We start from the raw sequence: 12,829 nt of genomic DNA, 5'->3' as shown, positions 1-12,829 counted from the left end.
GATGAGGTAAAGTAATTGATGTCTGTTCGTGAACAAAAAATGGCGGAAACCCGCAAAAAACTGATTGAAGTTGCACGCCGTACATTTGCTGAATATGGCTATGCAGATACCTCAATGGATAAGCTCACGGCAGAAGCGGGGCTGACCCGTGGTGCGCTTTATCATCATTTTGGTGATAAAAAGGGTCTGTTTGCTGCTGTAGTCGATCAGATCGATTCAGAGATGGCGGCATATGCCCAGCAGCATCTGGAACAGCCTGAGGATCTTTGGGAAGGCTTGCTGCTTGAAGGACAGACCTATATTGAACATGCCTTGGATCCGGAGTTTCAGCGTATAGTATTACGTGATGGGCCGGCCGTACTGGGTGATCCGGCACATTGGCCGAGTCAAAACAAATGTTTGCAGTCTACCCGTGAGTGCGTTGAACAGCTCTTGGCAGCAGATCGATTGAAACCTGTATCTCCACAAGCAGCGGCAGTGTTTTTAAATGGTGCAGCCATGAATGCTGCATTATGGGTGGCTTCGAGTGAGTATCCTGCACAGGTACTCCCTGAGGCCTTACATGCGTTCAAGTTACTGGCATCAGGATTCTTGAAATAAGTACCACGATCATCTGTTGAAGTTCGATAGCTAAATATAAAAACCCCTCAAAAGAGGGGCTTTAAATTAAATAACTTTAAATATTAAAGATATTCAACCTTCACAATTTCGTATTCAACCTCACCGTTTGGTGTATTGATTTTCACGTCATCGCCTTCGTTTTTGCCCAAAAGACCACGTGCAATCGGCGAGTTCACAGAAATTTTATTGATCTTAAAATCTGCCTCGTCATCGCCTACAATTTTATAGGTTTTTTGTTCTTCAGTATCCAGGTTTTCAATGGTAACAGTCACACCAAAAACCACACGACCTGATTGTTCCAGTTCTTTTACATCGATGACCTGGCAAGCGCCCAGTTTACCTTCGATGTCCTGAATACGGCCTTCACAGAAACCTTGCTGTTCACGGGCTGCATGATATTCCGCATTTTCTTTTAAGTCGCCATGTTCGCGCGCTTCTGCAATCGAAGCCGTGATACGAGGACGGTCAACTGTTTTCAGTTGATGTAATTCTTTCTCTAAGGCAATTTTGCCTTCAGGTGTCATAGGATAACGTTGCATGTTGTCCCTCAAAAGTCAGTTGAAAGATATAAAATCTATAAATAAAAAAAAGCCCGCCACCAAGAAGGTAGCGGGACTTCTTGGAAACTTAATTAACCTTTAGTTAGGTCTTGCAAGCGATATACATCCATTGGCAATTTGATTGCTAAAGCTTGGCATACAGCATCAGCACCGTTCAAGGTGGTCGTGTAATACACTTTACCTTGTAGCGCAGAGCGACGGATCGAGAACGAATCCTGCTGAGCCTGTTTACCTTCAGATGTATTGATAATGAGGTGAATTTCGCCATTTTTCAAGCGGTCCACGATATTAGGACGGCCTTCGGTTACTTTATTCACACGTTCACATGCAATACCCGCTTCAGTAATCACGCTGTATGTGCCACCCGTTGCAAGCAACTTGAAGCCATAGTCTACCAGTTGCTGAGCGATACGCGCGACATGCGGCTTATCTGAATCACGAACAGACAGGAATGCATGTTTTACTTCGCCTTCAGTTGGTTTACCTGGTAAGCGATCGTTCGAGCCTAATACAGCTTTATAGAACGCTTCACCAAATGATTTACCAACACCCATGACTTCGCCAGTCGATTTCATCTCAGGGCCAAGGATTGGGTCAACACCCGGGAATTTGTTGAATGGGAACACCGCTTCTTTTACAGAGAAGTGCTGAGGAATAATCTCTTTAGTGAATCCTTGAGATTCTAGAGATTGACCTGCCATACAACGTGCAGCAACTTTTGCTAAAGACTCACCGATACATTTAGAAACGAACGGTACAGTACGTGATGCACGTGGGTTCACTTCCAGAATGTAAACGTCAGTGCCTTTTACTGCAAACTGAACGTTCATCAAACCGATTACACCCAGTTCTTTTGCCATTGCAACAGTTTGACGGCGCATTTCGTCCTGTACTTCTTGAGAAAGCGAGTAAGGAGGAATCGAACATGCTGAGTCACCAGAGTGGATACCCGCTTGTTCAATGTGCTGCATGATACCGCCAATCACAACGTCTTTACCGTCAGATACGCAGTCCACGTCAACTTCGATCGCGTCATCAAGGAAGCGGTCAAGAAGAACCGGTGCTTCGTTTGATGCTTGAACTGCATCACGTAAGTAGCGTTTCAATTCGTCATCGTTATACACGATTTCCATGGCACGACCGCCAAGAACGTATGATGGACGTACAACGAGTGGATAGCCAACTTTCGCTGCTTCAGCCATACCTTCTTCAGCAGATTTTACAATGCTGTTGTTCGGTTGACGAAGTTGCAGACGCTGAATCATTTGCTGGAAGCGTTCACGGTCTTCTGCACGGTCAATCGCGTCTGGAGATGTACCGATAATTGGCGCACCGGCTTCTTCCAAAGCACGAGCCAATTTCAAAGGTGTTTGACCACCGTACTGCACGATAATGCCTTTAGGCTTCTCGATACGTACGATTTCAAGCACATCTTCCAATGTGATTGGTTCGAAGTACAAACGGTCTGATGTGTCGTAATCTGTAGAAACCGTTTCAGGGTTACAGTTGACCATGATGGTTTCATAACCATCTTCACGCATTGCAAGCGCTGCGTGTACACAGCAGTAATCGAACTCGATGCCTTGACCAATACGGTTAGGCCCGCCACCAATCACCATGATCTTGTCACGCGTTGATGGATTTGCTTCACATTCTTCATCGTAAGTTGAGTACATGTATGCTGTATCAGATTCGAATTCTGCAGCACATGTATCGACACGTTTGTAAACAGGGGTTACGCCCAGGTTCCAACGGTGTTTACGGAATTGTTTTTGTGAAATGCCCATCAAGTCTGCAATACGAAGATCCGATAAACCTTTACGTTTGAAGCTGCGGATGTTGTCCGCGTTCAAATCACCAAAACCTAAAGATTTAATCTGTTCTTCAGTTTTAATGATGTCTTCGATTTGAATCAGGAACCAAGGGTCGATATTGGTTGCAGCAAATACTTCATCAAGTGTAAAGCCGTGACGGAATGCATCACCAATGAACCAGATGCGCTCAGGACCTGGCACTTTAAGTTCTTGAAGAATTTTATCTTTCGCACCTTCAGCACCGATTTCGATTTTTTCATCGAAGCCAGAAGCACCGACTTCAAGACCACGAAGCGCTTTTTGCATAGACTCCTGGAAGTTACGGCCAATGGCCATGACTTCACCGACAGATTTCATCTGAGTCGTCAAAGTTGCATCTGCTTGCGGGAATTTCTCGAAGTTGAAGCGAGGAATTTTCGTTACAACGTAGTCAATCGCAGGTTCGAATGAAGCCGGTGTTGTACCGCCCGTGATGTCATTTTTCAACTCATCAAGGGTATAACCTACAGCCAGTTTCGCCGCGATTTTCGCAATCGGGAAACCCGTTGCTTTAGATGCAAGGGCAGAAGAACGAGAAACACGTGGGTTCATCTCGATCACAACGATACGACCGTCTTTCGGGTTGATACCGAACTGAACGTTTGAACCGCCTGTTTCTACGCCAATTTCACGAAGTACAGCTAAAGATGCATTACGAAGTAACTGGAATTCTTTATCTGTCAGCGTTTGTGCAGGCGCAACAGTGATGGAGTCACCGGTGTGCACGCCCATTGGATCAAAGTTTTCAATGGTACATACGATGATACAGTTGTCATTTTTGTCACGAACAACTTCCATCTCGTATTCTTTCCAGCCAATTAAAGATTCATCAATCAATAACTGTTTGGTCGGAGAAAGATCGAAACCGCGTTCACAGATTTCAATGAACTCTTCACGGTTATATGCGATACCGCCGCCTGAACCACCCATCGTGAATGATGGACGGATAATCACAGGGAAGCCGAAGCGTGCTTGAATAGTTAAAGCTTCTTCCATTGACTCGGCAATATCTGCTTTTGGACATTCAAGACCAATTTTACGCATTGCCTGGTCGAAGAGTTTGCGGTCTTCAGCTTTTTCAATCGCTTCTTTGGTCGCGCCGATCAATTCAACATTGTATTTTTCTAGAATGCCGTGCTCATCAAGGGCAAGGGCACAGTTCAATGCAGTTTGACCGCCCATGGTGGGAAGAACTGCGTCTGGGCGTTCTTTCTCAATAATTTGTGCAACAGTTTGCCAGGTAATCGGTTCGATATACGTTGCGTCTGCCATTGCAGGATCGGTCATGATGGTCGCCGGATTCGAGTTGACCAAAATAACGCGGTAGCCCTCTTCACGAAGGGCTTTACATGCTTGAGCACCTGAGTAGTCAAACTCACATGCCTGACCGATGACAATCGGACCCGCACCAATAATTAAGATGCTTTTAATGTCAGTACGTTTAGCCATGATGCTTCCTTAATTACTTCTTAGATGCTTCGATAAGTTCGATGAAATGATCGAACAATGGTGCGCAGTCATGTGGACCAGGGCTTGCTTCAGGGTGACCCTGGAAGCTGAACGCAGGCTTGTCTGTGCGATGAATACCTTGGTTAGTACCATCAAACAGTGAGCGATGCGTTACACGCAATACATCCGGCAGGTTGCTTTCATCAACTGCGAAGCCGTGGTTTTGAGAAGTAATCATCACTGTACCATTTTCAAGGTTTTGCACAGGATGGTTGGCACCGTGGTGACCGTGAGGCATTTTTAGTGTTTTGGCGCCACTTGCAAGTGCAAGGATCTGGTGACCCAGACAGATACCAAATACTGGAATTTCAGTGGTTTCTACAATTGTTTTTACAGCTTCAATTGCGTAGTCACATGCAGCTGGATCGCCAGGGCCGTTCGAGAGGAACACACCATCTGGATTCAGAGCAAGTACGTCAGCAGCAGGAGTTTGCGCAGGCACCACAGTCAGTTTACAACCGCGGTCTGCGAGCATACGTAAGATGTTGGTTTTGACACCGTAATCGTATGCAACAACATGGAATTTAAGTTCAGGTTGAGAGAAACCTTTGCCTAATGCCCAAGAGCCTTCAGTCCACTCAAAGCCCTCAGGATCGCAACATTCTTTTGCCAGGTCTAAACCGTTTAAACCGCTAAAGGCACGTGCTTTTTCAAGCGCTTCTGCTTCAGTGATATTTTCGCCAGCAAGGATACAGCCATTTTGCGCACCTTTGTCACGTAGGATACGTGTCAATTTACGCGTGTCGATATCCGCAATTGCCACAACATTGTGTTGTACCAAATATTCAGCTAATGATTGGGTTGAACGGAAGTTACTGTGCAATAAAGGCAGGTCACGAATGATCAATCCGTTGGCCCAAACTTTATGAATACGACCTGATTCAGCGTCTTCTTCATTGCAGCCTGTGTTACCGATATGCGGGTAAGTCAGTGTCACAAGTTGCTGTGCATAACTCGGGTCAGTCAAAATTTCTTGATAGCCAGTCATGGCAGTGTTGAAAACGACTTCACCAGTCGTACTACCCGATGCGCCAATCGAAGTACCTTTAAAGATAGTTCCGTCGGCAAGGGCTAAAATTGCTGGGGTGCTCAAACCAAAGCTCCTGAAATTTAGGCTGTAAAAAAGCGAGAAGACGAAAAAAAAGGAAGGCTAATTTTTAAACCTACCCTCCTATGTCTGCTCGCTTGAACTTAACACGGCATTATACGCAGAATGATGCTTGAAGTCCAATGGCTTTGCAGCGAAAGTATAAGATAAATGCCTTGCTTTTTGAATGGAAGTCTGTTTTGTAAACAGGATGAAAAAATGTAAGCAATTAATAATTGTCAGACAAATCAAATCTTAAATTTTATCAAGTCTACTAATATAGCTCAGTCAATATAACAATAGGAACAAGACAAATGACTACAGCATCAAAATCTACCCAATCCAAAAAAGCCAGCCCGAGCGTCGTGGCAGAAACTGCCGAGAAGCTTGAAAAAGTAGCAGTAGAGGCGAAAGATCAAGCACTTGAAAGCATCGAAGAAAGTAAAGAAAAGCTTGAAGTTGAAGCCAAGCAATTGACCGATACCGTACAGGAACAATTGCGCCAATTTAAGCAGGAGGTGTTGCAGCGAATTGACACTTTAAAGGAGCAGATCTTCGGTTCACAAAAAGAATTAACTGAATTGAAGAGCTTTATCAAAACAGAATTCAATGCAGTGATCGAAGACTTGTCCAGTCTGGGCAAGGAACTGAAAGAGGATGTCAGTCAGATTTCGACCAAACATAAAGAGCATTTGACCGATACCTTAAAACGTTCTAAAGACAGCACCATTGAAGTGCTGAAAAAAGTCAAGCCGGTAGTGAAAGCAGAAAGTTCAGACAAAAAGCCTGAGCTGAAAAGTTAAACTGCGTTGAAAGGCTGCTCTTTAAAAGGAGAACAATCACATGTTCTCCTTTGTCTTTATGTAGCAAAACGGACTCACAATAATAATCAGAAGGGGTTACGATGCCACGGCATTATTTGGTAGGTGTGCTTGTTTTATTGATATTGATTATGCTGCTTAATCTGGAAAGCGGCTTGGGGCGCATACTTTATCTGGGTGTGATTGTGTTATGTTTGGGCGTACTGGGGCTGGTTTTGGGGTCTGTTCTGCTCATGGTACTCACTTTTACTTTTATTCTTTATGCTGCAGTGAAAGCCATTCGGAGCCAGCATCAGTTACCTCATTAAAATGCTACTCTAAGATGTTCAAAAACAAGAAAATGCAAAATAACCATACACAGCTAACTACTTTGTCTAGAGACAAACAAAAACGTGAGACTTCAAGTCTCACGTTTTATCAGCCTATTACAGATTCAGACAGAGGATATACAGGTTTGATTGATCTAAAATACATGCAACCAGTCACGTTTATTATGAAAATCTGCCTGAGGACTACTATGCTGCATCGCGTAGTACTGGTCACCTTGCGAGGTTTTTAAAACAGCAGATAAACCCAGGAACAAGTTTTCCCATTTGAGTTTATGTGTTGCCATAAAATCGGTCAGATCCACACTGACATTGAGACCATAATGGGTACGTTTGAGCTGATTCAGCTCAATATCATCTGCAGCTTGTGGTGGCATATCTTCAGGATAGCGGTATTCTTCAAATTGATAAGCCTGCCAGGCCTGAGAAGGGGAGAGATTAATCTCACGATAAAAATCTTCACCCTGAACCCCAATAAAAATTTCAAAGCAGGTCTGTTCCCACAAGAAATCCTGACGGGGATGTGCAGCTACCATGTCTGGCCACAGGATGTAATGATTGGGATCGCGGATCCAGAAGCCCACATTTAAACTACATGGACCTTGCTGTTCAATGGCAGCAACCAGAGAGATGGCCTGAAAACGGCGATCAAATGCGCTAAGTTCGTAACTTGCCATAAGTCCTGTACTTAGTTAGACAAATGAGCGAAACGAACAAGATTGGACAATTTTTGGTTCTGTTTTGCCGCTTTCTTATAAAGCAGTGCAATTTTACCAATAGTTTGAACCACTTCAGCACCAGTCGCTTCTGAAATTTCAGCAATCAGCGCTGCACGCGCTTCACGATCTTCAGCGACAATTTTAACTTTAATCAGTTCGTGATCGTTTAAAGCACGCGCTAATTCTTCGATGACATTTTCCGTCAGACCTTTGTCACCTAGCATCACGACTGGGTTAAGTGTATGTCCGATTTGACGTAAACGCTTACGTTCCTGAATAGATAAAGCCGCCATGAGAGATAACCTGAATTTTAAAACGGCTTAGTATAGCAAAAGCAAAAAATAAACGCTGTAAATTATCAGGAAATAATCATATTCAATCTGTCCACGGAGAGAGCAAAAGCCTTAGATTTAGATACACATGTATACTGCAAAATAAGTCTTTTTCACGTACAATTAATAATGAGACATTTTTTTATTTAGAGAGTTATGGCTACACGCATTACCAACCAAAAGTTATCTAAAAGTAGTCGTGATTGGATGAGAGAGCATTTAGACGATCCTTATGTGAAAAAGGCACAAAAGGAAGGCTATCGTGCGCGTGCAGCATATAAGCTCTTAGAAATGCAAGAAAAGTATAAAATCATTAAACCTGGTATGACTGTGGTCGACCTGGGCGCAGCGCCAGGCAGCTGGTCACAGATTGCCGGTAAACTTGTTGGCGATAAGGGTTTATTGATTGCATCTGATATTTTACCAATGGATGCTTTACCAGATGTCACTTTTCTGCAAGGTGACTTCCGTGAAGAAGAAGTTTTCCAAAAACTGCTAGAAATTTTAGATGGTCGTACTGTAGACGTTGTAATTTCAGATATGGCCCCCAATACATCAGGTAATAAGGCTGTAGATCAACCGCGTCAGATTTACTTGTGTGAACTTGCACTGGATTTTGCCAATAAGGTGCTAGGCCCCAAAGGTCAATTTGTGGTAAAAGTTTTCCAAGGCTCAGGTTTTGATGAATTCCGTAAGCAAGTGGTTGATAGTTTTGATATTCTGAAAACATCTAAACCCTTGGCATCACGTGCTCGCTCTAAAGAAGTTTTCCTGATCGGGCAGGGACGCAAGAAGGCTTTAAAATAAGTCTACTTGCCAAGTCGTTAAAAATTGTGCATTTTGTACGTTTTCAGATAATTGTAAGTTAATTTACAGCTTAAGTATTAAGGTCACCCTGAACAGGGCATGATCAAATTAGATTGGAATGGGAATAAAGCTTTGAGCGATCTTTTTAAGAATGCCGTATTGTGGCTCGTAATACTGGGTGTGCTGGTGTTAATCTTCAGCAACGTCAGTGACCGCAATCAACCGACTACAATGAACTACTCAGAGTTTGTTGCCGCGGTCAATGCTGGCCAAATTAAACAAGTTGTTATTGACGGCGAAAGAATTCGTGGCGAAAAATCAAACGGTTCAGAGTTTGAAAGTATTCGTCCGGCAGTTCAGGATCCTGAGCTGATGCCAAGCCTCATTAAAAATAATGTTGTGGTCGAAGGTGAAGCACCACAACGTCAAGGCTTGCTCATGCAGTTGCTTATTGCAAGTTTCCCTGTGCTTTTAATCATTTTGTTATTCATGTTCTTTATGCGCAACATGGGTGGCGGTGCAGGTGGTAAAAACGGCCCAATGAGTTTTGGTAAGTCTAAAGCCAAAATGTTGTCTGAAGACCAGATTAAAGTCACTTTCGTCGATGTTGCCGGTTGTGATGAAGCCAAGCAAGAAGTGGTTGAAATTGTCGACTTCCTGAAAGACCCAACCAAATTTAAACGTCTCGGTGCAAGTATTCCACGTGGTGTTTTGATGGTCGGTCCTCCAGGTACAGGTAAAACCTTGCTTGCCAAAGCCATTGCCGGTGAAGCTAAAGTGCCATTCTTTAGTATTTCAGGTTCTGACTTCGTGGAAATGTTTGTGGGTGTTGGTGCATCGCGTGTGCGTGACATGTTCGAACAGGCAAAACGTCATGCACCATGTATCATCTTTATTGATGAGATTGATGCAGTCGGTCGTCACCGTGGTTCAGGTACGGGTGGTGGTCACGATGAACGTGAGCAGACGCTGAACCAGATGCTGGTGGAAATGGACGGCTTTGAAGGCAATGAAGGCATTATCGTGATTGCTGCAACCAACCGTGCAGATGTACTGGATAAAGCATTACTTCGTCCAGGCCGTTTTGACCGTCAAGTTGTGGTTGGTTTGCCAGACATTAAGGGTCGTGAACAAATCCTGAATGTGCATTTGAAAAAATTGCCTTCAGTCACAGGGGTCGATGTTAAAGTACTTGCACGTGGTACACCGGGCTTCTCGGGTGCGCAATTGGCCAACCTAGTGAATGAAGCTGCTTTATTTGCTGCACGCCGTAACAAGAATACTGTCGATATGCATGACTTCGAAGATGCAAAAGACAAACTGTATATGGGGCCTGAGCGTAAGTCGATGGTGCTGCGTGATGAAGAGCGTCGTGCGACGGCTTATCATGAAGCAGGTCATGCGATTGTTGCTGAAAGTTTGCCGGGTACAGATCCTGTGCATAAAGTAACGATCATGCCGCGTGGCTGGGCTTTAGGTGTCACCTGGCAGCTGCCTGAATTTGACCAGACTAGCCATTATAAAGACAAAATGTTGAATGAACTTTCGATTTTGTTTGGTGGTCGCATTGCAGAAGAAGTCTTCATTAACCAAATGTCGACAGGTGCTTCAAACGACTTCGAACGTGCAACTAAAATGGCACGTGCGATGGTGACCAAATACGGTATGTCTGACAAAATGGGCGTCATGGTCTATGAAGAAGATGCACAGCAATCGTTTATGGGCAGTATTGGTAGCCGCAGTATTTCTGAAACGACCCAGTTAGAAGTCGATCGTGAAATCCGCCGAATTCTGGATGAGCAATATAAAGTCGCACGCGATATCTTGGAAAGTAAAAAAGATATTGCCCATGCGATGGTCAAAGCCTTGATGGAATGGGAAACTATTGATCGTGATCAAATCCGTGACATTATGGAAGGTCGTGAGCCTCAACCGCCAAAAGTCTATGTTGCAGAAAATCCTGTGATTGATGTAACCCCAGATGATGGCCCGTTGACGCCACCGCCATTGCCAGCCAACTAAGTTAAATAAAAAACCACCTTCGGGTGGTTTTTTTATGTCAGTCATTTTTATGATAATTTTCTGAATGCTATATTTAACTCAAAACTAATGGGCAAATGTCTTATCGAGCTTTGCTTTATTGCTCTATCCATAAGACAATATTCGAATTATTGTGAACGAGAATGGAAACATGCAGCTGATGCCTTTACGACCACATGTATGGACATTTGGTGAGTTAAAACTGGACTTATCTCAGCCGCATGTGATGGGAATTCTCAATGTCACCCCCGACTCATTTAGTGATGGTGGTCGGCATAATCAAAAAGAAGATGCAGTTGCACGTGCGCTGGAGATGATGGCTGAAGGTGCGACCGTAATTGATATCGGCGGGGAATCGACCCGTCCGGGTGCCGCTGTGGTAGACGTAGAGGAAGAGATCCGCCGCGTGGTGCCTGTGGTTGAAGCCTTAGCAAAACATGATGTTGTTCTCTCGATTGATACTTCACAACCAGAAGTGATTCGTGCAGCGGTTCAGGCCGGAGCGCATATCTGGAATGACGTCCGTGCGTTGACCCGCCCCAATGCCTTAGTAACGGCCGCTGAATTAAATATTCCGGTAATCATTATGCATATGCGTGGTGAGCCGACCACCATGAACAATCTGGATCAATATGAGGATGTCACTACCGAGGTGATTGGCGAACTATCTCAACGTGTTCAGGATGCCTTGGATGTAGGAGTAAAAGCCGAAAATATCATGATTGATCCGGGGTTTGGTTTTGCCAAGAATGCCCAGCAAAATCTCAAGCTGCTTCAAGAATTTTATAAATTGACAGAAATGGGTTATCCGATTTTATCTGCCTTATCACGTAAACGCTTTATTGGGGCTGTCTTAGATGGCGCAGAACCACAGGCGCGTGCGGTGGGTTCGGCAACAGCACATTTGCTCAGTATTCAGCAGGGCGCCTGTATGGTACGGGCACATGATGTGAAAGCGACAGCGGATGCGATTAGAGTCTGGCAAGCCATGCAGATGGCGTAGACATTGATGGCGGGAGAGTAAGCATCTGGCAATGTTGTTTGGCTTTCAGGCAACAATGTGCTATATAGGCACGCTTAGATTAAATTGTCATCTTTTAGAGTGCCTGTAATGTTTGCAGATTTACTTCTCCCCATGTTCGATGATGCGTATTATCCCGATATTCTGGTTGCTGAAATCAAACAGCACATCGAACATTTTGCCCAAAAAGTCGCTAAATCAGCTTTGTCAGATCAAGAAATTTACCAGCTTGCCCATCTGACCGTTGCTGATATTAATGCCATGAAACCGCAGTTTGAAGATCTGGATTCATCTCTGGATGATACCGCTGCAGATTATATTGCCGAAGCCATGATGATGGTGGTGCAAGAGCACGGGTTGTTCGAGATTGAAATGGAAGAGCTGATTACCAATCGTGAATGGTGATCGATAAAACCCTGCTACTGCAGGGTTTTTTATTATTTGTAGAAATAGTCTTTAAAACTTTTAAAGCGAATCGAGCTGAGTAATTTTTGCTCTTCATGCATGCATTGCTGATAAAGATTCTGGTAATAAGCCTGCAGATTTGACTGGTCCTGAATCGGTTGCGGTGTTTTGGATCTGGACTGTTGATAGGCCCAAAAGGCCAGCTGCCGCAGTTTTTGCAGTTTGATCTGATCAATCGCACTACAAGAACTTTTAAATAAAGGTTCTAAGGTGACAGCGCCAAAAGAGGAAAGCGCTAAAATGATCATGCTGATGATTACCAGCATATCTGAATGAATTACATACAGATTCAGCAATAAAACCAGAAAAATCGGAATTTGCAGATACAGACAGTTCTGCAAACGCTGACTATAGGCTTTGGAGCTGAATTGTGCCTGATATTGTGCATACCAGATATAGGGATAAAGCAGGGCCATTAACATGATCAAGGTGACATTAAAGGCGATTGTGGCATTCTTGAAAAAATAATATTCCAGAAGTACTGAGCTGATGCTACAGGCCACGCAGATTAAAAGAGACAGTAAATTAATCGCGATCACAAACTGGAGATTTTGCAGGGCATTAAATTTGAAGCGGCTATAACGCAGCTTCAGGAAAAAAGCGTCTGGATGGCGTAATTGTAATGTGGCGAGATCGAAGTATTTTAATTCTGACATGAGGATTTCGCG

13 protein-coding genes are annotated in these 12,829 nt (G+C 44.0%); 7 read left to right on the top strand and 6 right to left on the bottom strand.

Going from position 1 to position 12,829, the window contains the following annotated elements; translation table 11 throughout:
* Nucleotides 1–18: 18 nt before the first annotated feature.
* Entirely contained in the window at nucleotides 19–600 is a 582-nt protein-coding gene (locus LOZ91_RS03130) for a TetR/AcrR family transcriptional regulator (RefSeq protein ID WP_159138242.1), read from the top strand.
* Nucleotides 601–683: 83 nt separating this feature from the next.
* On the opposite strand, the gene greA is transcribed toward LOZ91_RS03130, so the two are convergent.
* From greA to carA, 3 genes are all read right to left on the bottom strand, one after another.
* Nucleotides 684–1,160, bottom strand: coding sequence for a transcription elongation factor GreA (greA, locus tag LOZ91_RS03125; protein ID WP_180075255.1), 477 nt, complete (start codon nucleotides 1,158–1,160; stop codon nucleotides 684–686).
* Nucleotides 1,161–1,252: 92 nt separating this feature from the next.
* The gene (carB, locus tag LOZ91_RS03120; RefSeq protein ID WP_005097722.1) at nucleotides 1,253–4,483 is read right to left on the bottom strand and encodes a carbamoyl-phosphate synthase large subunit; all 3,231 of its coding nucleotides are present in this window, start codon (nucleotides 4,481–4,483) and stop codon (nucleotides 1,253–1,255) included.
* A gap of 13 nt (nucleotides 4,484–4,496) precedes the next feature.
* A complete protein-coding gene (gene carA / locus LOZ91_RS03115) occupies nucleotides 4,497–5,636 on the bottom strand; it encodes a glutamine-hydrolyzing carbamoyl-phosphate synthase small subunit (RefSeq protein ID WP_005097721.1) in 1,140 nt (379 codons plus the stop codon).
* A gap of 308 nt (nucleotides 5,637–5,944) precedes the next feature.
* On the opposite strand from carA, the gene LOZ91_RS03110 reads away from it, so the two are divergent.
* Complete coding sequence (locus tag LOZ91_RS03110; RefSeq protein ID WP_159516100.1) at nucleotides 5,945–6,433, top strand: hypothetical protein; 489 nt, start codon at nucleotides 5,945–5,947, stop codon at nucleotides 6,431–6,433.
* Between the two features lie 101 nt (nucleotides 6,434–6,534).
* Nucleotides 6,535–6,759: a hypothetical protein gene (locus tag LOZ91_RS03105; protein WP_244782643.1), complete on the top strand. Its 225-nt coding sequence runs from the start codon at nucleotides 6,535–6,537 to the stop codon at nucleotides 6,757–6,759.
* Between the two features lie 155 nt (nucleotides 6,760–6,914).
* Here the strand turns inward: LOZ91_RS03105 and LOZ91_RS03100 are convergent, their stop codons facing one another.
* Nucleotides 6,915–7,454, bottom strand: coding sequence for a DOMON-like domain-containing protein (locus LOZ91_RS03100; protein ID WP_005169863.1), 540 nt, complete (start codon nucleotides 7,452–7,454; stop codon nucleotides 6,915–6,917).
* 11 nt (nucleotides 7,455–7,465) lie between these two features.
* Nucleotides 7,466–7,789, bottom strand: a complete 324-nt coding sequence (gene yhbY / locus LOZ91_RS03095) for a ribosome assembly RNA-binding protein YhbY (RefSeq protein WP_005097716.1) — start codon at nucleotides 7,787–7,789, stop codon at nucleotides 7,466–7,468.
* A 195-nt stretch (nucleotides 7,790–7,984) separates the two neighbouring features.
* Here yhbY and rlmE point away from each other — a divergent pair, with 195 nt between their 5' ends.
* From rlmE to LOZ91_RS03075, 4 genes are all read left to right on the top strand, one after another.
* Nucleotides 7,985–8,635 carry a 23S rRNA (uridine(2552)-2'-O)-methyltransferase RlmE gene (gene rlmE, locus LOZ91_RS03090; RefSeq protein WP_005097715.1) on the top strand — a complete coding sequence of 217 codons (651 nt, stop codon included), beginning with the start codon at nucleotides 7,985–7,987 and terminating at the stop codon, nucleotides 8,633–8,635.
* Between the two features lie 132 nt (nucleotides 8,636–8,767).
* Entirely contained in the window at nucleotides 8,768–10,657 is a 1,890-nt protein-coding gene (ftsH, locus tag LOZ91_RS03085) for an ATP-dependent zinc metalloprotease FtsH (protein ID WP_034608943.1), read from the top strand.
* Nucleotides 10,658–10,826: 169 nt separating this feature from the next.
* Nucleotides 10,827–11,678: a dihydropteroate synthase gene (gene folP, locus LOZ91_RS03080; RefSeq protein ID WP_159138239.1), complete on the top strand. Its 852-nt coding sequence runs from the start codon at nucleotides 10,827–10,829 to the stop codon at nucleotides 11,676–11,678.
* A gap of 108 nt (nucleotides 11,679–11,786) precedes the next feature.
* Entirely contained in the window at nucleotides 11,787–12,101 is a 315-nt protein-coding gene (locus tag LOZ91_RS03075; protein WP_005169878.1) for a DUF5713 family protein, read from the top strand.
* A gap of 32 nt (nucleotides 12,102–12,133) precedes the next feature.
* Here LOZ91_RS03075 and LOZ91_RS03070 read toward each other — a convergent pair whose 3' ends face one another.
* On the bottom strand, nucleotides 12,134–12,817 hold the full coding sequence (locus LOZ91_RS03070) for a hypothetical protein (RefSeq protein ID WP_100329093.1): 684 nt from the start codon (nucleotides 12,815–12,817) through the stop codon (nucleotides 12,134–12,136).
* Nucleotides 12,818–12,829: the final 12 nt, after the last annotated feature.

The organism is Acinetobacter sp. F-1 (assembly GCF_022869025.1).
Lineage (GTDB): Bacteria > Pseudomonadota > Gammaproteobacteria > Pseudomonadales > Moraxellaceae > Acinetobacter > Acinetobacter pseudolwoffii.
Note: the sequence above shows the minus strand (reverse complement) of the source record. Positions and strands in the feature narration are given on the sequence as shown.